This window comes from Arthrobacter sp. RAF14, assembly GCF_052114185.1.
Lineage (GTDB): Bacteria > Actinomycetota > Actinomycetes > Actinomycetales > Micrococcaceae > Arthrobacter_E.
On sequence record NZ_JBFREG010000001.1, the window covers coordinates 1,140,363 to 1,161,344 of the forward strand.

Annotated in this window: 17 protein-coding genes; 15 read left to right on the forward strand and 2 right to left on the reverse strand. The window is 68.3% G+C overall.

What is annotated here, in order from left to right; all coding sequences use genetic code 11:
• The first annotated feature begins 98 nt into the window (after positions 1–98).
• Both AB4Y75_RS05385 and AB4Y75_RS05390 read left to right on the forward strand, forming a co-directional pair.
• Positions 99–530 carry a protease inhibitor I42 family protein gene (locus tag AB4Y75_RS05385; RefSeq protein WP_441434821.1) on the forward strand — a complete coding sequence of 144 codons (432 nt, stop codon included), beginning with the start codon at positions 99–101 and terminating at the stop codon, positions 528–530.
• A 97-nt stretch (positions 531–627) separates the two neighbouring features.
• On the forward strand, positions 628–999 hold the full coding sequence (locus AB4Y75_RS05390) for a DUF488 domain-containing protein (protein ID WP_441434822.1): 372 nt from the start codon (positions 628–630) through the stop codon (positions 997–999).
• Positions 1,000–1,029: 30 nt separating this feature from the next.
• On the opposite strand, the gene AB4Y75_RS05395 is transcribed toward AB4Y75_RS05390, so the two are convergent.
• Entirely contained in the window at positions 1,030–1,545 is a 516-nt protein-coding gene (locus tag AB4Y75_RS05395) for a GNAT family N-acetyltransferase (protein ID WP_441434823.1), read from the reverse strand.
• A 252-nt stretch (positions 1,546–1,797) separates the two neighbouring features.
• Here AB4Y75_RS05395 and AB4Y75_RS05400 point away from each other — a divergent pair, with 252 nt between their 5' ends.
• The 7 genes from AB4Y75_RS05400 (at position 1,798) to ndk (ending at position 10,791) form a co-directional block, all read left to right on the forward strand.
• Positions 1,798–2,808: an NADP-dependent oxidoreductase gene (locus AB4Y75_RS05400; protein ID WP_441434824.1), complete on the forward strand. Its 1,011-nt coding sequence runs from the start codon at positions 1,798–1,800 to the stop codon at positions 2,806–2,808.
• A gap of 145 nt (positions 2,809–2,953) precedes the next feature.
• The gene (locus tag AB4Y75_RS05405; RefSeq protein WP_441434825.1) at positions 2,954–3,946 is read left to right on the forward strand and encodes a TauD/TfdA dioxygenase family protein; all 993 of its coding nucleotides are present in this window, start codon (positions 2,954–2,956) and stop codon (positions 3,944–3,946) included.
• Between the two features lie 198 nt (positions 3,947–4,144).
• The gene (locus AB4Y75_RS05410; protein WP_441434826.1) at positions 4,145–4,921 is read left to right on the forward strand and encodes an SDR family oxidoreductase; all 777 of its coding nucleotides are present in this window, start codon (positions 4,145–4,147) and stop codon (positions 4,919–4,921) included.
• Positions 4,922–5,244: 323 nt separating this feature from the next.
• Positions 5,245–8,505: an isoleucine--tRNA ligase gene (gene ileS / locus AB4Y75_RS05415; RefSeq protein WP_441434827.1), complete on the forward strand. Its 3,261-nt coding sequence runs from the start codon at positions 5,245–5,247 to the stop codon at positions 8,503–8,505.
• Positions 8,502–9,863 (forward strand): bifunctional folylpolyglutamate synthase/dihydrofolate synthase, encoded by a 1,362-nt coding sequence (locus AB4Y75_RS05420; RefSeq protein ID WP_441434828.1) that lies wholly within the window; start codon positions 8,502–8,504, stop codon positions 9,861–9,863. Before ileS ends, AB4Y75_RS05420 begins: the two co-directional genes overlap by 4 nt.
• 2 nt (positions 9,864–9,865) lie before the next feature.
• Positions 9,866–10,303, forward strand: a complete 438-nt coding sequence (locus AB4Y75_RS05425; RefSeq protein ID WP_441434829.1) for a DUF4233 domain-containing protein — start codon at positions 9,866–9,868, stop codon at positions 10,301–10,303.
• 74 nt (positions 10,304–10,377) lie between these two features.
• Positions 10,378–10,791: a nucleoside-diphosphate kinase gene (gene ndk, locus AB4Y75_RS05430; RefSeq protein WP_441434830.1), complete on the forward strand. Its 414-nt coding sequence runs from the start codon at positions 10,378–10,380 to the stop codon at positions 10,789–10,791.
• Positions 10,792–10,872: 81 nt separating this feature from the next.
• Here ndk and AB4Y75_RS05435 read toward each other — a convergent pair whose 3' ends face one another.
• The gene (locus tag AB4Y75_RS05435; protein WP_441434831.1) at positions 10,873–11,514 is read right to left on the reverse strand and encodes a vitamin K epoxide reductase family protein; all 642 of its coding nucleotides are present in this window, start codon (positions 11,512–11,514) and stop codon (positions 10,873–10,875) included.
• A 457-nt stretch (positions 11,515–11,971) separates the two neighbouring features.
• Between AB4Y75_RS05435 and AB4Y75_RS05440 the strand changes: the two genes are divergently transcribed.
• From AB4Y75_RS05440 to proB, 6 genes are all read left to right on the forward strand, one after another.
• Positions 11,972–15,496 carry an Rne/Rng family ribonuclease gene (locus AB4Y75_RS05440; RefSeq protein WP_441434832.1) on the forward strand — a complete coding sequence of 1,175 codons (3,525 nt, stop codon included), beginning with the start codon at positions 11,972–11,974 and terminating at the stop codon, positions 15,494–15,496.
• 137 nt (positions 15,497–15,633) lie between these two features.
• Positions 15,634–17,181 carry a bifunctional hydroxymethylpyrimidine kinase/phosphomethylpyrimidine kinase gene (gene thiD / locus AB4Y75_RS05445; RefSeq protein ID WP_441434833.1) on the forward strand — a complete coding sequence of 516 codons (1,548 nt, stop codon included), beginning with the start codon at positions 15,634–15,636 and terminating at the stop codon, positions 17,179–17,181.
• Positions 17,182–17,467: 286 nt separating this feature from the next.
• Positions 17,468–17,776 (forward strand): 50S ribosomal protein L21, encoded by a 309-nt coding sequence (gene rplU / locus AB4Y75_RS05450; RefSeq protein ID WP_441435267.1) that lies wholly within the window; start codon positions 17,468–17,470, stop codon positions 17,774–17,776.
• Between the two features lie 44 nt (positions 17,777–17,820).
• Positions 17,821–18,081, forward strand: coding sequence for a 50S ribosomal protein L27 (gene rpmA, locus AB4Y75_RS05455; protein ID WP_441434834.1), 261 nt, complete (start codon positions 17,821–17,823; stop codon positions 18,079–18,081).
• 147 nt (positions 18,082–18,228) lie between these two features.
• Positions 18,229–19,839: a GTPase ObgE gene (obgE, locus tag AB4Y75_RS05460; RefSeq protein ID WP_441434835.1), complete on the forward strand. Its 1,611-nt coding sequence runs from the start codon at positions 18,229–18,231 to the stop codon at positions 19,837–19,839.
• Positions 19,836–20,969, forward strand: coding sequence for a glutamate 5-kinase (gene proB, locus AB4Y75_RS05465; RefSeq protein ID WP_441434836.1), 1,134 nt, complete (start codon positions 19,836–19,838; stop codon positions 20,967–20,969). The genes obgE and proB overlap by 4 nt, the downstream gene beginning before the upstream one ends.
• Positions 20,970–20,982: the final 13 nt, after the last annotated feature.

Below are 20,982 nucleotides of genomic sequence, written 5' to 3' on the forward strand. Positions count from 1 at the left end.
ACCGGCGGGATCAGGAGTGTGCCCCGCGCTCGTGTGAGGAGCGATCCTGGAGGGCGGAGGGCACGGGAGGGATGGTCCGGGCGCTGTACACTCCGATCATGGCTGCGAATCGCGGGACCGCGACACGTCTGATGACGACGCCGGGGGTTTTGCCGGCGCTGATCCTGGCGGCCTGGATTCTGCTGGCCGTCAGCGGGTGTTCGGCGCCCGTGACCCGGCTCGACAAGGAGCACACCTCGGCGACGGTTCCGGTGGGTGGCAAGGTGGTCATCGATCTCGGCATGACCAATTCGTCCGTCGGATATCGCTGGGTACGAGTGGACGGACCCGGACCGCACCTCACCGAATCCCCTGAGGAAGCTCCGGCGGGGCCCCGACCGGTCGGCGGACCGTCAGAGCAGACGGACACCTATTCGGCGACCTCGGCCGGGACGGCCACTCTCACCTACGAGTACCGGGTGCGGCCGGAGATCACCGGCCAATTCGGGCCCAGCGGCCGCAGGGTGACCTTCACCGTCACGGTCCAGTGAGTGGGGTCCGCTCTCTGAACACCAGGGGCCCTGGTGGTTTTTCCACATAGCGGATCGTGCCGGGATTCCGCTCGTGACCTCGTGCCTAGCATGAGGCATGAACACTCAGCAGCTCGGACATCTGACCACGGCACGCATCTATGACGAACCCGTCCCCGATCGGTACCGGATCCTCGTGGACCGGCTCTGGCCGCGAGGGGTGAGCAAGGAGAGAGCCGCGCTGGACGAGTGGCTCAAAGACATCGCCCCTTCCGCTCCGTTGCGGACCGAGTTCGCCCACATGGCCTCTCGTTTCGAGGAGTTCTCCGCGGAGTACCGGGAGGAGCTGCAGGCGCATCCGGAGCCGGTGGACCATGTGGTCGGCCTATTGCGGGACGGGCGGGATGTCGAGCTGCTCTATGCGGCGAAGGACCGGGAGGTCAACCATGCCCAGGTGCTGCGGACTTACCTGCTCGAGCGCTTGGAGTGATCGGCGCCGTCACGTCCCGGGGCGGGAGGCTCAGCGCGGAGACACCCGGAATTCCATGGCCATCACGGTCCGGACCAGGCCTGAATCCCCGTGATCGTCATCGCCCTGCACCATGCCGAGCTTCTCAGCCACCCTCAGGGATGCCAGGTTCTCAGGGTGGATGATCGCCACCAGCTCCGGATTGCCGAGCACGTCGCGGGCGAAATCACGACAGGCCAGAGCGGCTTCCGTGGCGAGGCCCCGGCCCTGGAATTCCGGGAGAACGTGATACCCCACCTCAAGGCGCGGCAGACCGTTCACCCGCTGCCAGGTGAGGCCGCAGTCGCCTAAGAAGGTGCCGTCGTCAGACTCCACGACCCAGAGACCGTAGCCGTGCTCGCGGTAATTCCGTAGGTTCCACTCGATCCAGTCAAGCGCCTCGGACCGGGTCTTCGGCCGGGGGTAGTACTCCATGACCACGGGGTCGCCGAGAAGACGGGCCATCGCGTCAAGGTCCTCGCGGGCCATCTCCCGGAAACGGAGCCGTGAAGTCGGGGAGGGAACCATCCGTCGACTCTAGCCTGGGCCGGTCCCCTGGAGGCCGGGTCTCGTTGGCGTGGTCCCGGCGGGTCGGAACTGGGAAGTCCCTGCCGTCGTGGCCTGGGGAAGCCGGGGAAGGACGAGGCAGGGGAGGAAGAGCCCGGGGGACGAAGAGCCGGGGAAGGAAGCGCAGGGGAAGGAAGACCGGCGTCCGAAGGAGGCGGGGTGTCCGGCGAGGGGAGTAGCGTCGATCACGATCACCGAAACGAGGGAGAACTCATGGCCTGGCATTGGATCGCTCCGGAGTGGGGGAGCCCCGAGCAGTGGCGGTTCGTCGAGAACATCGTGCCCGTGCCCGGTCCCGGCGAGGTGACGCTGCGAGTCCGCGCCGCGGGGGTCAACCCGGCGGACGCCAAACATGTCGCGTCTCCTCGTCCCGGCAGGGAATTGCCGGTAGCCATCGGCTACGAGGTCGCGGGCACCGTCATCGCCGTGGGCCCCGAGGCGTCGGGGGTCACCGGCCCCCTTGCGGTCGGCGATGAGGTTCTGGCCTTCCGGGTCACCGGTGGCTATGCCACGGAACTCACGGTGCCCGCGGAGAAGGTGCTGCACCGGCCGTCCACGCTGAACATCGCGGAGGCCGCGAATCTCCTCCTGGCGGGAACCACCGCGGCGGAGATGCTCCACGCGGTCGATGCGCGGGCAGGGGACACGGTCCTGCTCCACGCGGCGTCGGGGGCGGTCGGGTCCATCGTCCTTCAACTCGCGGCGCTGCGGGGCATCACCGTGATCGGCACGGCGAGTGAGGCTCGGGCGGCGGATGTCCGGGCGCTCGGAGGGATACCCGTCACCTACGGTCCCGGACTGCGGGAACGGGTCGAGGAGACGATTCGTTCTCTCCGGCGAGCGGGAGTGGATGCCGCCCTCGACGCCGCAGGCACCGAGGAGGCCGTGGAGGTGTCTCTGGCCCTCGTGAGTGAGCGGCGCCGCATCGTCACGGTCGCCGCCCCGGGCCGCGCCGAAGAGCACGGCTTCCAGGCGCTCGCAGGAACCAAGCCGGACAGTGCGACGTTCCGCGATGCGGCGCGAAGTGATCTGGTCACGCTCGCCGGCCGGGGATTGCTGAGAGTCCCCCTCAGCCGCAGCTACCCGCTGTCGGAGGCGAGGGAAGCCCACCGGTTCCTCTCCCAGGGTCATCCCGGTGGGAAACTGACGCTCATCCCGGGCCCGGAATCAGGCGTCACGGAAGCTCACGCCGGGTCATACGACCATGCCGGAGGTGACCTCTGATGTCCTCCGTTTAACCGGCGCGTCGCATGGTTGAGCCGGAAGTCGGCGTGCCTTCCGTCGGGCCCTGAACCCCGGTAGACACAGGGTACGGCTCGCGCCACCGCGGGCCCTCTCACCTTGCAGACGACGGAAAGGACGGCATGTGATGAGCACCATCGCCGCCACCAAACTTGAATTCACCCGGCTCGGTTCCCGTATCGGGGCCGAGATCCGCGGGCTTGACCTCAGTGGGGATCTCGACCAGGACACGGTGTCCCAGATCCGAGAGGCCCTCAACCGGCACAAGGCTCTGGTCTTCCGGGAAGCGAACATCCGCACTGACGAGGACCAGGTCCGGTTCGCGAGCCACTTCGGTCCGCTGACCAAGGCCCATCCGACGGTCGCCTCCGTGGAAGGGGAGGAGAACGTGCTGCCGGTGGACAGTGAGAACGGTTCCGCCAACACCTGGCACACCGACGTCACCTTCGTCCTGAACCCGCCCCAGGCCTCCACCCTCCGAAGCATCGACGTCCCGTCCTACGGCGGCGAGACACTCATCGCCACCACCGAGGGCGCCTATCGTGACCTGCCGGAGGAACTGCGGCGCTTCGCCAACACGCTCTGGGCCATTCACACGAACGATTACGACTACTCGGTCCCCAAGAACCTGGAACACTCCACCGCGGAGGAACGCCGCAAGGAATTCACCCGGGTCCACTTCGAGACCGCACACCCCGTGGTCCGCGTCCACCCACTGACCGGCGAACATGGCCTCTTCATCGGCGGCTTCGCTCAGCGGCTCAGGATCGTCGGCCTGTCCAACACCGAGTCCCGGGACATCCTGCGCCTTCTCCAGGCCTATGTCACCCGGCCGGAGAACGTCGTCCGGGTGACTTGGGAACCGAACCAGCTCGTCCTCTTCGACAACCGCATCACCCAGCACTACGCACCGGACAACTACGACTCCCAGCCGCGACGCCTCAACCGGGTGACCATCGCCGGTGACGTTCCGGTCGGCGTGGACGGCACCGTCAGCCAGGCCCTCCAGGGCGATTCCTCGGTGTACTCCGTGATCGCGCCCGTGGACGGGGAACGGAGCGGTACGGATGTCACCTCCGGAGAGCACTCGGGCGGGGAGGCCTCCGGTCGTGGACTGTAGGAGCGGCTGTCCGGGGGAATGCCACGAGCGCCGTGACGGCCTGATCGACGATGAAGGCGGAAGGGGGTCCACCCTCCTTCCGCCTTCGTCGTCTCCCGCCCCCGACGATCGTCTCCGGCCCGTGATGGTGCCGGTGACGGTCGGTGACCAGCGGCTGCCTGTGACAAGCTGCTTGGCCACGCCGGTTAAAGTGGTCCCATGACGCCCCAGAACACCCAGACTCCTCGCACAGCACTCGTCACCGGAGCCAGCACCGGCATCGGTGAGGCGACCGCCCGCAGACTGAGCGCCGAGGGCTGGAAGGTCTTCGCGGTGGCACGCCGCGCTGACCGGCTCGAAGCGCTCGCCCAGGAGACCGGCGTCGTGCCGCTGGCCGCCGATATCAGCGAAGACGACGCCGTCGCGCGCCTCCTGGAGACCGTCACCGAGGACGGGGGCATCGACACGCTGATCAACGTCGCGGGCGGTGCTCGCGGCGCAGACCGCGTGGCGGAGGCGGACACCGACGACTGGGAGTGGATGTACCGGGTCAACGTCCTGGGCACCCTCAAGCTCACCCGTGCCTTCCTCCCCATGCTGCGCGCTCACGGCCGCGGGACCATCCTCAACGTCACCTCCACCGCCGGCCACGTGGCCTACGAGGGAGGCGCCGGATACAACGCCGCCAAGTTCGGCCAGGCCGCCCTCAACGACGCGCTGCGCCTGGAAGAGGCGGAGCACAACATCCGGGTGATCGAGATCGCTCCCGGCCTGGTTCAGACCGAGGAGTTCGCCCTCCGTCGGCTCGGCGACGCGGACGCCGCCGCCAAGGTCTATGCCGGGGTGGAGGAACCGCTCGTGGCCGAGGACGTCGCGGATGTCATCACGTACGCCGTCCAGGCGCCCCACCACGTGAATCTCGCCCACGTCACCATCCGTCCCGTGGCTCAGCCCGCGGCCCACAAACTGCTCCGCGGTCCGCTCGGCGCCCACTGACCTTGCGGATCCGGCCGCCAGCGCCGCCTTGCCATATCCGCTAAACTGAACACAAAGCTTCGACCCGGCCATCACCGGTGAGCTTCCGGAAGAAACCCCGTCCCCGCCGTCGTCGTGCGGCAGGTGTGGCGGGGGAGTAGAACCGGACGGGTGTGCCCGTCACAGCGCGCCAATGAGCGGTCGTCCCGCCGCACCAGCGGAAGGACGACAAGCGGGGTGGTACCGCGCCACCTGTCCCCAGCGGCAGGGAAGCGTCCTCGCGCAGTTGTGCAGTGCCGTGAGGCGCAGCGCAACGACACGCAGCGAAACGCCAGGATGCCACAGTGACCATCTACCCCAAGGTCTCCTCCAGCGAGGACCGCACCGTCTCCGCCTCCGTCCGCTTCCCCGAGATCGAGAAGCGGATCCTCAAGTACTGGGACGAGGACGGCACCTTCCAGGCCAGCATCGACCAGCGGGACGCCGGCGTCGATGGCAGCAATGAGTTCGTCTTCTACGACGGCCCTCCCTTCGCCAACGGCCTGCCGCACTACGGCCACCTCCTGACCGGTTACGCCAAGGACCTGGTGGGCCGTTACCAGACCCAGCGTGGCAAGCGCGTGGAGCGCCGCTTCGGCTGGGACACCCACGGACTGCCCGCCGAGCTGGAAGCCATGAAGCAGCTGGGCATGACGGACAAGACCCAGATCGCCGCCATGGGCATCGACAAGTTCAACGACGCCTGCCGTGCCTCCGTGATGAAGTACGCGGATGAGTGGAAGGACTACGTCCGCGCGCAGGCCCGCTGGGTCGACTTCGAGAACGACTACAAGACCCTGAACGTCGAGTACATGGAGTCCGTCATCTGGGCCTTCAAGCAGCTCCACGAGAAGGGCCTGACGTACAACGGCTACCGGGTCCTTCCGTACTGCTGGAAGGACGAGACACCGCTGTCCAACCATGAGCTCCGCATGGATGACGACGTCTACAAGAACCGCCAGGACCAGACCGTCACGGTCACCTTCCCGCTGCTGGCGGGGGAGAACCCGCTGTCCCAGGAGCTCGAAGGCGTCCTGGCCCTCGCCTGGACCACCACCCCGTGGACCCTGCCCACGAACGCCGCGCTCGCCGTCGGTCCTCAGATCCAGTACGCGGTCGTCCCGATGGGTCCGAACGGCGTCAAGGCCTCCGACGTCCCCGAGGGGTCCCGTTTCCTGATCGCTCAGGACCTCCTGGGCGGCTACGCCAAGGACCTGGGATACGACGACGCCGCTGCCGCCGCCGCTGCGGTCACCGCCACTTACGCGGGCGCGCAGCTGGAGGGCATCGGCTACCGGCGTCTCTGGGACGACTTCGCGGATGCCGAGAAGTACGGCACCGAGAACGCCTGGCGCATCCTCGTGGCCGACTACGTCACCACCACCGATGGCACGGGCCTGGTCCACCAGGCGCCCGCCTACGGTGAGGACGACCAGAAGGTCTGTGAAGCCGCCGGGATCCCGGTGGTGCTCTCCGTGGATGAGGGCGCCAAGTTCCTGCCGCTCTTCAAGCACGGTGAGCTGGCCGACATCGCCGGGCTCCAGGTCTTCGAGGCGAACAAGCCGATCACGCAGCACCTCAAGGCCGACGGCCGGCTGGTCCGCCAGGCGAGCTACGAGCACAGCTACCCGCACTGCTGGCGCTGCCGCAACCCCCTGATCTACCGCGCCGTCTCCTCCTGGTACGTCTCCGTGACCACCTTCAAGGAGCGCATGGTCGAGCTGAACCAGGAGATCAACTGGATCCCCGGGAACGTCAAGGACGGCCAGTTCGGCAAGTGGCTGGAGAACGCCCGTGACTGGTCGATCTCCCGCAACCGCTTCTGGGGCAGCCCCATCCCGGTCTGGGAATGCGACGGTGAGGAGTGCGAGCACCGCGAGGTCTACGGTTCTCTGGCGGAGATGCAGGAGGCCTTCGGCCGTCTGCCCGTCAACCACGAGGGGCAGACCGATCTGCACCGCCCGTTCATCGATGAGCTGACCCGGGTCCACGAAGGCTGTGGCGGCACACTCCACCGCGTGGAGGACGTGCTGGACGTCTGGTTCGACTCCGGCTCCATGCCGTACGGCCAGGTGCACTACCCGTTCGAGAACGAGGAGTGGTTCAACACCCACAACCCGGCGGACTTCATCGTCGAGTACATCGGGCAGACCCGCGGCTGGTTCTACATGCTGCACATCCTGTCCACGGCGCTCTTCGACCGTCCGGCCTTCCGGAACGTCATCAGCCACGGCATCGTGCTCGGCTCCGACGGGCAGAAGATGTCCAAGAGCCTGCGCAACTACCCGGACGTGTCCGAGGTCCTGGACCGCGACGGCTCCGACGCCATGCGCTGGTTCCTCATGTCCAGCCCGATCCTGCGCGGTGGCAACCTGGTGGTCACCGAGCAGGGCATCCGCGACGGCGTGCGTCAGGTGCTGCTACCGCTCTGGAACGTCTACAGCTTCTTCTCCCTCTACACCAACACCGCCAACGGCGGCCAGGGCTATGCGGCGAAGCTCCGCTACGACGGCTACAGCGACGAGCTGGACCGCTACCTCCTGGCCAACACCGGCGCTCTGGTGACCTCCATCCGGGCCTCGCTGGATTCGTACGACATCTCCGACGCCTGCGACGCTCTGCGCGAGTACCTGGACATGCTCACGAACTGGTACGTGCGCCGCAGCCGCCAGCGCTTCTTCGACGAGAACACGGACGCCTTCGACGCCCTGTACACGGCGCTGGAAACGGTCACCCGCGCCGCCGCGCCGCTCCTGCCCCTCGTGGCCGAGGAGATCTGGCGTGGCCTCACCGGCGGCCGTTCCGTGCATCTCACGGACTACCCGGACACCGCGCTGTTCCCGCAGGACGAGGAGCTTGTGGCGGCCATGGATCGCGTGCAGCAGATCTGCTCCACGGGATCCTCGCTCCGCAAGGCCGCCAAGCTGCGCGTCCGCCTGCCGCTGCAGGAGCTGACCGTGGTGGCGCCCGGCGGGGCGTCGCTGGAGGCGTTCGCCGGCGTCGTCGCCGATGAGCTGAACGTCCGCAAGGTCCGCGTCCTGGACGCCGAATCGGCCTCCCCGGAGGAGTTCGGCATCGAGCAGAAGCTCGTGGTCAACGCCCGTGCCGCCGGTCCGCGTCTGGGCAAGAACGTCCAGCTGGCCATCAAGGCGAGCAAGTCGGGCGATTGGTCCGTGGGCGACGACGGCGTGGTGACCGCAGGCGGCCTCGCCCTGGAGCCGCACGAGTACACCCTGGAGACCGTGGTGGCCGAGTCCGAGGACGCGGGTTCCCGCGCCGCGGCCGTGCTGCCCGGCGGTGGCTTCGTGGTCCTCAACACCGAAGTGACCCCGGAGCTGGAGGCCGAGGGCGTGGCCCGGGACATGGTCCGTGCCATCCAGCAGGCCCGCAAGGACGCCGGACTGGACGTATCGGACCGCATCCGCACCCGCGTCGGTGCGGATCAGGCCACCGTGGACGCCCTCGAGGCGCACCGCGAACTGGTCAAGGGGGAGACCCTGAGCCTGGAACTGGATCTTGTGACCGCTGACGAGCAGACCGTGACCGTGGAAAGGGTGGAGGCATGAGCGACGAATTCTCGGTGGAGAGCGTCTACGCCGAACTTCTGGGGCGTGCGCCCGAGAACAAGATGGAGCCACGTCTGGCGCCGCTGTTCCGGGCCATGGAGGTGCTGGGCGAGCCGAACAAGGCGTGCCCGATCATCCACATCACCGGAACCAACGGCAAGACCAGCACCGCCCGCATGATCGAGCAGGGGCTCATCGCCCACGGTCTCAGCACCGGCCGGTACACCAGCCCGCACCTGTCGAAGGTCACCGAGCGCATCAGTGTCAACGGCGTTCCGGTGGACGATGAGACCTTCGTGCGCATCTGGGATGAGATCCGTCCCTATCTCGCGATCGTCGACGCCGAGCTGGAAGCGGATGACCAGCCGCGCTTGACCTATTTCGAATGCCTCACGATCCTCGGCTTCGCGGTCTTCGCGGACCAGCCGGTGGATGTCGCGGTGGTCGAGGTGGGGCTGGGCGGCATCACCGACGCCACCAATGTGGGTGATGGCGCCGTCTCCGTGGTCACCCCGATCTCCCTGGACCACACCGATCTGCTGGGGGACACCACGGGCGAGATCGCCGTGGAGAAGGCCGGCATCATCAAGCCGGGAGGTTTCCTGGTCAGCGCGGTGCAGCCGCGTGACGCGGCCCAGGTGCTGCTGGAGAAGGCCCGTGAAGTGGACGTGCCGTTCCGCTTCGAAGGCGTCGAGTTCGGTGTGGAGTCGCGAGCCGTCGCCGTCGGCGGCCAGATGCTGGAGATCCAAGGTCTCGCCGGTCGCTACGACGAGGTCTTCCTCCCGCTGCACGGCGCCCACCAGGCGGAGAACGCCGCCGTGGCCGTCGCCGCGCTGGAGGCGTTCTTCGGCGGGGGAGAGCGCGAGCTCGATCCCGAGGTGCTCCGCGAGGCCTTCCTCAACGTCACCTCCCCCGGCCGTCTCGAGGTGGTCCGCACCGCGCCGACCATCATCGTGGACGCCGCGCACAACCCGGACGGCGTCCGGGCCTCGGCCGAGGCGATCCAGGAATCCTTCAACTTCAGCAAGCTCGTGGTGGTTCTGGGCATCCTTCAGGAGAAGGACGCCGCGGAGATCCTCAACCAGCTCAAGGAGTCCCTGGGCGACCTCGCCGAGGAGATCTGCCTGACCCAGTCCACGTCGCCGCGGGCCATCCCCGCCGCGGAACTCGCCGAACTGGCCGTGGACCTGGGCTGGGGCGAGGAGAACGTCCACATCGCCGAGAAGCTGGATGACGCCATCGAGTGGGCCGTGGCCCGCTCCGAGGCGAACGACGATCTGAGCGGCGGCGTGCTCATCACCGGTTCCATCACGGTGGTGGCGGAGGCGCGCATCCTGCTCCACGCGAAGGAGGCGTGAGCGTGGCGAAACTGACCCGCGCCCAGCGCGAATGGCGTCCGGGCACGCCCAAGAAGCCCCGCTCCACCAAGGTGACCTTCGCCTCCACGGTGCTGGTCCTGGAAGCATTCGTGATGTTCTTCGCCGCGCTGGTGGTCTTCGGGCTCCGCAAGAGCGAACCCGTGGCGCCGGTGCTCCTGGGGGTCGGGATCGGCCTGGCCGTGCTGATGGTGCTCTCCTGCGCCTTCCTGCAGAAGAAGTGGGGCTACGGCCTGGGCTGGGGCATCCAGCTGCTCCTGATCCTCACCGGCTTCCTCGAGTCCACCATGTTCGTGATCGGGATCCTGTTCGCCATCACCTGGTGGTACGGGCTCCGGGCCGGCGGGCGGATCGACCGGGAGCAGCGCGAACGCGCGGCCGAGCAGGCACGCTGGGAAGCCGAGCACCCCGACGAGGCCTGAGACCGGCGTCGTCGGCCGCTCCGGCCACAACCTAGAATCAGTACGGAATCAACCATCTCTTTTTGGGAGCAGTAGTGAGCATTGAGCGCACCCTCGTCCTCGTCAAGCCTGACGGTGTCCAGCGGCAGCTGACCGGGGCCATCCTGGCCCGTATCGAAGCCAAGGGGTACACCCTGACCGAACTGAAGAAGCTGGACGCCGGGCGCGAGCTCCTGGAGAAGCACTATGCGGAGCATGAGGGCAAGCCCTTCTACGAGCCGCTCCTCGAGTTCATGCAGTCCGGCCCCGTGGTGGCGGCCATCTTCGAGGGCCACCGCGTGATCGAGGGCTTCCGCTCGCTGGCCGGGACCACGGATCCGACGACGGCGGCGCCCGGCACCATCCGCGGCGACTTCGGCCGCGACTGGGGTGTGGCGGTCCAGCAGAACCTGGTGCACGGCTCCGACTCGGTGGAGTCCGCCGAGCGCGAGATCGCCATCTGGTTCTAGCAGCCCGGCTTTCGCCGGAACACCGAAGGGCCGGTCCAGGAATGATCCTGGACCGGCCCTTCGGTGTTCCGGCGGGGACGCTCACATGGTGGAGCCGAAGAACACCCCACTGAAGCGGATGAGGATCGACGCGATCACGCCGATGTAGAGCAGGGCCACGAGCGGCCAGGCGAAATCAGCCACGGACTTCCGGACCTTCTCCGGCACCGGGATGACCCCGTGCACGATGTTCCGGACGGTGACCCAGACGAACATCGGGATCATCATGGCCCACACCGCCATGCAGAACGGGCAGAGGATGCCGATGACGTAAAGGGCCTGGGACCACAGCCAGCAGACGAACGCGAAGCCGAGGGTCACCCCGGTCTGGAGCCCCAGCCAGTACCAGCGGGCGAACCGTGCGCCCGAGAGCAGGGCCATGGCCGTGGTGATGATCACGGGGAACGCCACGATGCCGATGAACATGTTGGGGAATCCGAACACGGAACTCTGCGCGGTCTGCATGACCTGACCACACGAGATCCACGGGTTGATGTCGCAGATGGTGGCGTGGTTCTTGTCCTGCAGGACTTCCAGTTTTTCGATGACGAGCCACCAGGACGCCACGAAGCCGACGACGCCTGTCACCAGGAGCAGCCAGGCGAAAGGCCGGTGCCGGGTCATGACGGGAAGCGCCTTCTCATCCTGGAGTTGGGTGGGAGAGCCTCCCGCGGCGGTACTCATGCGCTGGCGTGTCCTTTCGATTGCCCGTATGCCGCCGATTGTAACCATGTGACCTCCGGAAAAACTCCGAGCACGACGACGCGGGGCGGGAAAGCCGGTTCGCAGGCTTTTGTGGGATGATGGGGAGTGGCTGGGCCCGGTCCACACCCGGAGCCCTGGCCCAGTGTGATGCCCGCAAGATCCACGTGATGCGTCGGGTGCCCGATCACCGGAGGGATGCTTCGTCGCTTCCCGTCCCGGAACCGGGCCCCCTGAAGCCACTGTGGCACCTGGCCGTAATCCCTACGGCGGGTTCCAGGCTCCACTGGCCCGAGCCGGCCGCAGTCCTTGCGTTGAGCACAGGCACACGGCCGCCGGGTACCCACCGACTTTCGTCGGTGCCCGAGGGTGCCGACTTCGTGAAACGCCTTGCGCGGGACCTGGTGTGGGGGCTCCCCGCCGGGCGGGAATGTTGACAATGGATCCCGAGAATCTCCCCACCGGAGAAGCAGCGAATGCAGGACAGAACTCCACGGAGGCGGTGAAGAAGCCGGCCAGGACGCGGCGCCGCATCGCCTCCGCACCCGCCGGTGCCCCGGCCCCCATGGCCGAGCCCCCGGCTGCACCCGAAACTCCTGCTGCGGAGACTCCTGCTGCGGACACCGCGGAGCAGGCGCCCGCCAAGACCACGGCCCGCCGTCGCCCGTCCCGGGCCAAGACCGGGGCCGCCGAGGAGACCGCTCCGGCGGCCCCGGTCGCAGAGACCCCCGAAGCGCCCGCGAAGGCCCCGGCCCGTAAGCGTGCCCCCCGGAAGGCCACAGCCCCGACCTCCTCCCCGGAACCCGTCGTGGAGCCCGTGGCAGCACCGGCCGCGGCGGAAGCCCCCGCCGTCGAGGCTCCTGCCGCGGACGCCGCCACGTCCGGAACCCGGACCTCCACGCGTAAGGCCCCCGCGCGCCGTCGCAAGGCCACCGATCAGACCACCGACACGGCTGCCGTGCAGGCTGGGGCCGCACCGGCCGAGCAGGCCATGGAGCCGGCGGCCGCCGAAGCCCCGGCACAGGAGGCCAAGGAATCCAAGACCCAGGGCACGCGCTCTTCGCGGGGCCGTTCGCAGGGCGATCGTTCCAAGGGTGCCCGCGCCGAGGGCGGCCGGACTCAGAACTCCCGCAGCCGGAACTCCCGTTCCCAGGGTGCCGCTGCCGCGGCTTCCGAGCGCCCTTCCGTGGCACCCGCCGCCGAAGAGACCGCGGCTCCCGTCCGCCGTCGCCGGGTCAGCAAGTACAAGGCAGCTCCTCAGGCCGTCGAGGCGGACGCGACCGAGACGGTCGAAACCGTGGAGACCGCTCCGGAGGCCACGGTTCCGGTGGAGGCTCCCGCAGTGGCGGAGGCCGTGGTGATCGTCGCCACCGAGCCTGAGGTGATCGAGGACGACTCCGCCGAACCGGCGACCGCTGCCGAGGACTCCGCGGAGGCCGGCAGCGAAGCGCCTGCCGAGGAGACGTCGTCGATCTCGAGCCTCTTCCTGGCCCCCGCAGATGTGACCTCCGTGCTGTTCCACGCGCCGGATCTCTCCCTGGCCGTTCCGGCGGGCGAAGAAGCCGAGGACGCTGACGAAGACGACGAGGACGACGACGAATCCGGCGAGGGCACGGGCAGCCGCTCGCGCCGCCGTCGTCGCGGCCGTTCGCGTGGGCGCAGCGGTGAGGGCGCCCAGGAAGTTTCCCCCTCCGAGGAGGACGCCGAGGACGGCGAGGGTGTGACGTCTCGCCGTCGCCGTCGCCGTCGCCGTGGCGATCAGGACCTCGAACTGACCGGTGGCCTGGACGACGATCCGCCCAACACGGTCACCCGCGTCCGTGCGCCGCGCACGCCGTCCGAGGCCGTCAGCAACAAGGTGACCAGCGTGAAGGGCTCCACCCGTCTGGAGGCCAAGAAGCAGCGCCGCCGCGAGTCCCGCGAGTCGGGCCGTCGCCGTCAGGTCATCACCGAGGCCGAGTTCCTGGCCCGTCGCGAGTCCGTGGACCGCCAGATGGTGGTCCGCCAGAAGGACGACCGCATCCAGATCGCCGTCCTGGAGGACGGCGTGCTCGCGGAGCACTTCGTCTCCAAGACCCAGCAGGATTCCCTGATCGGCAACGTCTACCTGGGCAAGGTCCAGAACGTGCTGCCGAGCATGGAGGCCGCCTTCGTGGACATCGGACGCGGCCGCAACGCCGTGCTGTACGCCGGTGAGGTGAACTGGGACAGCGTTTCCCTGGAGGGCAAGCCGCGCCGGATCGAGAACGCTCTGAAGTCGGGCGACTCCGTGCTGGTGCAGGTCAGCAAGGACCCGATCGGGCACAAAGGCGCCCGCCTGACGAGCCAGATCTCCCTGCCGGGCCGCTACCTCGTGTACGTGCCGGGCGGCTCCATGACCGGCATCTCCCGGAAGCTCCCGGACGTCGAGCGCAACCGCCTCAAGCGGATCCTCAAGGACCGTCTGCCGGAGAACGCCGGCGTGATCGTGCGCACCGCCGCGGAAGGCGCCTCGGAGGAGGAGCTGACCAACGACATCAACCGGCTCCGTGCCCTCTGGGAGTCCATCGAGTCCCAGACCGGTTCCACCAAGGTGCTGGCCCCGGAGCTGCTCTACGGCGAGCCGGACCTCACCATCAAGGTGGTCCGTGACGTCTTCAACGAGGACTTCTCGAAGCTGATCGTCTCCGGCGAGGATGCCTGGGACACCATCGAGGCTTACGTGACCTACGTGGCTCCGGACCTGGTGGGCCGCCTGGAGAAGTGGACCCAGGAGAAGGACATCTTCTCCGCGTGGCGGATCGACGAGCAGATCCACAAGGCCCTGGACCGCAAGGTCTTCCTGCCCTCCGGCGGTTCGCTGGTGATCGACCGGACCGAAGCCATGACCGTGGTGGACGTCAACACGGGCAAGTTCACGGGCAGCGGCGGAAACCTTGAGGAGACCGTCACCAAGAACAACCTGGAAGCGGCCGAGGAGGTCGTGCGCCAGCTCCGCCTGCGGGACATCGGCGGCATCATCGTGATCGACTTCATCGACATGGTGCTCGAGTCCAACCGGGACCTGGTCCTGCGCCGTCTGGTCGAGTGCCTGGGCCGGGACCGGACCAAGCACCAGGTGGCCGAGGTGACCTCGCTGGGCCTGGTCCAGATGACCCGCAAGCGCATGGGCACCGGCCTCCTGGAGGTCTTCGGCGAGCAGTGCGAGCACTGCGCCGGCCGGGGTGTCATCACGCATGACGAGCCCCTCGACACCCGTCGCCCCACCGGTCACTTCGAGCACCAGCACGGTGTGCGCCCGGAGACCCCTCAGCAGCCGAGTGCCCGTTCGGAGCGCAAGCGCCGCCGTGGCCGTTCGACTGCTGCGACCACGGAGGAGACCTCCGCGCCGCAGCAGGCTCCTGAGCACGACGACGAGGACAAGGCCGCCAAGGCCGCCGCCACGCGTGCCGTGCTGGCCAACATCGCTGCCGCGGCTCACGCGGCGCATACCGCCGATGGCGAGCCGGAGCACGAGGGCGCCGAGGACGACGGCCAGGGCGATCGCCCGGCGGCCGTTCTGACGATCGGCGGCGAGGTCGTGGAACTGCCCCTGGGCCACGTCGAAGAGACGGTTCAGGAGCCCGCCCCGGTGCTGAGCCTGGACGCCCTGACCGCCGCCTTCGACAGCATCGGCGGACCGTCCGCTCCGGCGCCCGTCGCAGCACCCGCGCAGGAGGCCGCCCCGGTGGCCGCTCCGGCTGCCTCGGCCCCGGTCGAGGAGAAGGCCCCCGAAGCGAGCCGCCCCGCACGCCGGGCCCGTGCTTCCCGTCGCGCTCAGAGCGCGGTCGGCGCCTCGGACGTCCAGCAGGTGGAGGTGACCGCGTCGCAGGAAAGCGGCACGGTCCGCCGGGCCTCTGTGCAGGCCGAGCAGTCCCGGGACAAGGGCCCCAGCGGCGAAGAGCCCCTGGTGCTCGGCGTGGGAGTGCCGGCGTCGGAGCTGTGACACGAGCCGTCCTCGGACGGCAGACGCAGGTTTCACGCGGCTTGTGACCGCTGAAGCATGAGACAGGAGGGGACGTGGCGGAAGCCACGTCCCCTCCTGTATTACATTGGTGGCACATCCCCGATTGGAGTTCTCCCATGACCCGTGTGCCCGCCGTCTCCTCCCTCCTGCCGGCGCAGACTCCGCCCCGGCCCCGGGTGCTCAGCATCGCCGGGTCCGATCCGAGCGGGGGAGCGGGCATCCAGGCCGATCTGAAGAGCATCGCCGCTCTGGGCGGGTACGGCATGGCGGCGATCACCGCTCTGACGGCGCAGAACACTCAGGGGGTCCGTGAGGTCCACGTGCCACCCGTGGAGTTCCTGGCCCGGCAGCTCGAGGCCATCAGCGACGACATCATCGTGGACGCCGTGAAGATCGGCATGCTGGGCAACGCCGCGGTCATCGACACCGTCAGCACGTGGCTCGAAGCGAATCGTCCTCCCGTGGTCGTCCTGGACCCCGTGATGGTCGCCAGCAGCGGGGACCGGCTCCTGGACGCCGCGGCGGAAGCGGCGCTGGCACGCCTGCTCGGTCTGGCCGACGTCGTGACGCCGAACATCCCGGAACTGGCCGTGCTGCTGGGGGAGGACCCCGCCGGGGACTGGGAAGGCGCGCTCGAACAGGGCAAGCGCCTCGCCTCCGCCCATGGTGTGGCCGTCCTGGTCAAGGGCGGGCACCTGGATGGCGAGACCGCCTGGGACGCGCTCGTCGATCCAAGCGGCCGCACGACGTCCGATGTGACCGTGTTCGAAGGGCCCCGGGTGGAGACGGCGAACACCCACGGAACGGGATGCTCGCTGTCCTCGGCGGTCGCGACGCTGCTGGGCGCCGGACTGGGCGCCGACCTCGCCGTGCGCCAGGCCAAGGCCTGGCTCCTGGAAGCGATCAGGACCTCGGACGAGATGCTGGTGGGCCAGGGACACGGGCCGGTGAATCACTTCCATCATGGAATCCTCCCTGCGGCGCGCAGCCAGGCGGCCTACGCGGGGGATCTCTGGGCCGTCGCAGCGGCGGACCTGGAACGGATCCATACTCTGCCCTTCATCGAGGAACTGGGCGAGGGACGACTCGCTGAGACCGATTTCGCCTACTACCTGGCCCAGGACGCCCTCTATCTCAACACCTACTCCCGCGTGCTGGCCGCGGCGAGTTCCCTCGCCCCGACGGAGGCCGAGCAGGCGTTCTGGGCCAAGGGTGCGCGGGAGTGCCTGGAGGTGGAAGCGGAACTCCACCGCACCTGGCTCGTGGGCCGGGAGGTCAGCATGACGCAGGGGCCGGAGACGCGACAGTATGTGGACCATCTGCTGGCGAGGGCAGCGGAAGGCGACTACGCCGTCCTGGCGGCCGCGGTGCTGCCCTGTTACTGGCTCTACGCCGAAGTGGGCGCCGTGCTGTTCCACGCCTTCGAGGAGGCGGGCTCGCCGGAGAGCCATCCCTACGCCGTGTGGCTCCGCAGCTACTCGGATCAGGGTTTCGCCGAGTCCACCCGGCAGGCCATCGCCCACGTGGCCCGCGCGGCGCAGCAGGCCGGCCCGGAGCGCTGGGCGCGCATGCAGGAGGCCTTCGCGGTCTCCTCGGCGTACGAAGTGGACTTCTTCGACGCGCCGCGCCGACGCGGTCCGCGCAAGGCGTCCGGGATCCGCTAGACTTTAACGTCGGGAAAGGCGCCATGTGGGACATGCCACGGTCGGCGCCCTGTGGACCAGCCTCATTTGCAGCGAGGGTGAGCACTAGCGTAAGCTAGACCTTCGGTGCTAACGCCAACCCATGGGTATTACGGGAAGATCCTGAAAAGGAATCGCCCGGACTCCTTTACCGGGCCCTCATCGCAGGGTCCGACGGCGCAGAGGCACAGCCAGGATCCGTTGGATGATTTCCCTCTGGTCCTGCACGCAAACTTAGTAAGAATCGTCGAGAGAAGTGAGTTCCCAAGTGGTGTACGCGATTATCCGCGCCGGCGGCCGTCAAGAAAAGGTCTCGGTTGGAGACTTCGTAACCCTGAACCGCGTCGCCGGTGAAGTGGGTGGCACCATCGAGCTGCCTGCCCTCCTGCTGGTGGATGGTGACAAGCTCACCACGAAGGCTGCCGACCTTGCCAAGGTCAAGGTGACCGCCGAGATCCTGGAAGACCTGCGCGGCAAGAAGATCGTCATCCAGAAGTACAAGAACAAGACCGGTTACAAGAAGCGTCAGGGTCACCGTCAGGAACTGACCCGCATCAAGATCACCGGCATCAAGTAAGACCCTTCGCGGGATTACTTCTACCTAGAAGGCAGGCATTAGACATGGCACATAAGAAGGGCGCGAGCTCCACTCGCAACGGTCGCGATTCGAACGCTCAGTACCTCGGTGTGAAGCGCTTCGGTGGTCAGGTTGTCTCCGCTGGTGAGATCATCGTCCGCCAGCGTGGCACCCACTTCCACCCGGGCAACGGCGTCGGCCGTGGCAAGGACGACACCCTGTTCGCCCTCACGCCCGGTGCCGTCGAGTTCGGCACCCGCCGTGGACGCCGCGTGGTCAACGTGGTGGCCGCTGCTGCTGAGTGATCAGTCGCACACTTTTTCGATGGGGCGGGCCTGAGGCCCGCCCCATCGGCGTTTAACATCCCGGTCAGGATCTGGCCGGGACCATAGAATCATTGTGGAAGCCGCGTGTCGACGCGGGTCTTCGGCAGCAGAACAAAAGGAGAACCAGTGGCGAGCTTTGTGGACCGTGTGGTCCTGCACGTCTCCGGCGGCAATGGCGGGCACGGTTGTGTCTCGGTCCATCGGGAGAAGTTCAAGCCACTGGGTGGTCCCGACGGCGGCAACGGCGGCAACGGCGGGGATGTGGTGCTCCGGGTGGACCCGCAGGTCACCACGCTCCTCGAGTACCACCACTCGCCGCACCGGCACGCCGGCAACGGCGGACCCGGCATGGGTGACTGGCGCGGCGGCAAGGCCGGCGAGACCCTGGTGCTCTCCGTCCCCGAAGGCACGGTCGTCAAAGACCGCGACGGCGCGGTGCTGGCTGACCTGGTCGAACCGGGCACCGAGTTCATCGCCGCTGCCGGCGGTATCGGCGGTCTGGGCAACGCTTCGCTGGCCTCTCAGCGCCGCAAGGCTCCCGGCTTCGCCCTGCTCGGCGTCGAGGGGGAGCAGCGGGACATCGTCCTCGAGCTCAAGTCGATCGCCGACGTCGCGCTGGTCGGCTTCCCGTCCGCCGGCAAGTCGAGCCTGATCGCGGCCATGTCCGCGGCGCGGCCGAAGATCGCCGACTACCCGTTCACCACCCTGGTTCCCAACCTCGGCGTGGTGCAGGCCGGCGATGTCCGTTTCACGATCGCGGATGTGCCCGGGCTCATCGAAGGCGCGAGCGAGGGCAAGGGTCTCGGCCACAACTTCCTCCGCCACGTGGAGCGCTGCGCTGCCATCGTGCACGTGCTCGACTGCGGTTCGCTCGAGACGGACCGTGACCCGCTGAGCGACCTGGACATCATCGAGCGGGAGCTCGAGCGCTACGCCGTGGACATGGCGTACGGCGATGGCGAGGTGATCCCGCTCAATGAGCGTCCCCGGATCGTCGCGCTGAACAAGGTGGACCTGCCGGACGGCAAGGACATGGCCGAGTTCGTGCGCCCCGATCTGGAGGCTCGCGGCTACCGGGTGTTCGAGGTGTCCGCCACCAGCCACGAGGGTCTGCGCGCCCTCGGTTTCGCCATGGCGGAACTGGTCCAGGAGGCTCGTGACCGGATCGCCATCGCTCCTCCTGTGGTGGCCCCGACGGTTCTGCGGCCCCGTGCCGTCAATGAGACCGGCTTCGTCATCCGCCGTGAGGAACGCAATCTGGAGCCGCTGTTCCGGGTCCGTGGTGAGAAGCCCGAGCGCTGGGTCAAGCAGACGGACTTCGAGAACGAGGAGGCCATCGGTTACCTCGCGGACCGTCTGGCCAAGCTCGGCGTGGAGACAGAACTCTTCAAGATGGGCGCCAAGCCCGGTGACACCGTGGTGATCGGCGATGACAACGGCGTCGTGTTCGACTGGGAGCCCACCATGGCCGCCGGCGCCGAGCTGCTCGCTTCGCCGCGTGGCACGGACATCCGCATCGCCGACGCCGAGACCAGCTCGCGCCCCACCCGCGCCCAGAAGCGCGAGGAGCAGCAGGAACGCCGCGACGCCAAGGCGGCCGCGCGTGCCGAGCTGGAAGCGGAGCGCAAGGCCGGCATCTGGACCGAGTCGTCGCACCGCCGCCAGCAGGAGAAGGCCGAGGCAGTGGAACGTGACCTCCTCGCCGGCGAAGGCCTGGGTGACGAGGACGACGCATGAGCCTCGCCTCCCTCTCGCAGGGCGGCCGGGACGTCCTGCGTGAGGCCAAGCGTGTGGTGGTCAAGGTGGGGTCCTCCTCGCTGACCAGCATCAAGGGCGGGATCTCCGAGGAATCGGTCATCGCTCTGGTGGAGGCACTGGCGGAGCGCAGGAACGGTGGCACGGAGGTCATCCTCGTGTCCTCGGGCGCCATCGCTGCGGGGCTGGCCCCGCTGGGCCTGGCCCGACGTCCGCGGGATCTCGCAACACAGCAGGCCGCTGCCAGCGTGGGTCAAGGCCGCCTGATGTCGCGCTACACCCAGGCGTTCTCGGTCCACGGCATCACCGTCAGCCAGGTGCTTCTCACCGCGGATGACCTGGTGCGCCGCACTCAGCATGCCAATGCGTTCCGGGCGCTGGACCGGTTGCTGAACCTCGGCGTGGTGCCGATCGTCAACGAGAACGACACCGTCGCCACGCACGAGATCCGCTTCGGCGACAACGACCGGCTCGCCGCCCTGGTGGCGCACCTGGTGCGGGCCGATGCCCTGCTGCTGCTCTCCGACGTCGACTCCGTCTACGACGGTCCGCCGAAGGACGGCGCCCGCCGCATCGCCGAGGTGCGCGGCCCGGAGGACCTGGCCGGCGTCGTCGTCGGCAGTGCGGGCAAGGCGGGGGTCGGCACCGGAGGCATGGCCACCAAGGTCCAGGCCGCGAGCATCGCGGCTGGGTCGGGCATCCCCGCGCTGGTGACCTCGACGTCGAACGCTCAGGCCGCATTGCGCGGTGAGGACGTGGGCACCTGGTTCGCCGTGCAGGGGGACCGGAAGCCGATCCGCCTGCTCTGGCTGGCTCATCTGGCCACCGCACGTGGCGAGATCCAGCTCGACGACGGCGCGGTCCGGGCCGTGACGCGGAACAACCGTTCGCTCCTTCCGGCGGGGATCACCGCCGTCCACGGCCGGTTCGAGGCAGGTGACCCCGTGGATCTGCTCGATCCCGCAGGCACCGTGGTGGCCCGTGGGCTCGTGAACTACTCCGTGGAGGAGCTGCCCCGCATGCTGGGACGGTCCACCAAGGAGCTGGCACGGGAACTCGGCCACGAATATGAACGCGAAGTGGTTCATGTTGACGACCTGGTCGTCCTCTGAGCCGATCGCTGGC

Excerpts from the sequence above, each read along its gene's own strand:
- AB4Y75_RS05440 (WP_441434832.1), top strand. The coding sequence starts at position 11,972 with ATGGATCCCGAGAATCTCCCCACCGGAGAAGCAGCGAATGCAGGACAG.
- AB4Y75_RS05385 (WP_441434821.1), top strand. The coding sequence starts at position 99 with ATGGCTGCGAATCGCGGGACCGCGACACGTCTGATGACGACGCCGGGG.
- AB4Y75_RS05395 (WP_441434823.1), bottom strand. The coding sequence starts at position 1,545 with ATGGTTCCCTCCCCGACTTCACGGCTCCGTTTCCGGGAGATGGCCCGC.
- AB4Y75_RS05390 (WP_441434822.1), top strand. The coding sequence starts at position 628 with ATGAACACTCAGCAGCTCGGACATCTGACCACGGCACGCATCTATGAC.
- thiD (WP_441434833.1), top strand. The coding sequence starts at position 15,634 with ATGACCCGTGTGCCCGCCGTCTCCTCCCTCCTGCCGGCGCAGACTCCG.
- AB4Y75_RS05410 (WP_441434826.1), top strand. The coding sequence starts at position 4,145 with ATGACGCCCCAGAACACCCAGACTCCTCGCACAGCACTCGTCACCGGA.
- AB4Y75_RS05435 (WP_441434831.1), bottom strand. The coding sequence starts at position 11,514 with ATGAGTACCGCCGCGGGAGGCTCTCCCACCCAACTCCAGGATGAGAAG.
- rpmA (WP_441434834.1), top strand. The coding sequence starts at position 17,821 with ATGGCACATAAGAAGGGCGCGAGCTCCACTCGCAACGGTCGCGATTCG.
- AB4Y75_RS05405 (WP_441434825.1), top strand. The coding sequence starts at position 2,954 with ATGAGCACCATCGCCGCCACCAAACTTGAATTCACCCGGCTCGGTTCC.
- proB (WP_441434836.1), top strand. The coding sequence starts at position 19,836 with ATGAGCCTCGCCTCCCTCTCGCAGGGCGGCCGGGACGTCCTGCGTGAG.
- AB4Y75_RS05420 (WP_441434828.1), top strand. The coding sequence starts at position 8,502 with ATGAGCGACGAATTCTCGGTGGAGAGCGTCTACGCCGAACTTCTGGGG.
- AB4Y75_RS05400 (WP_441434824.1), top strand. The coding sequence starts at position 1,798 with ATGGCCTGGCATTGGATCGCTCCGGAGTGGGGGAGCCCCGAGCAGTGG.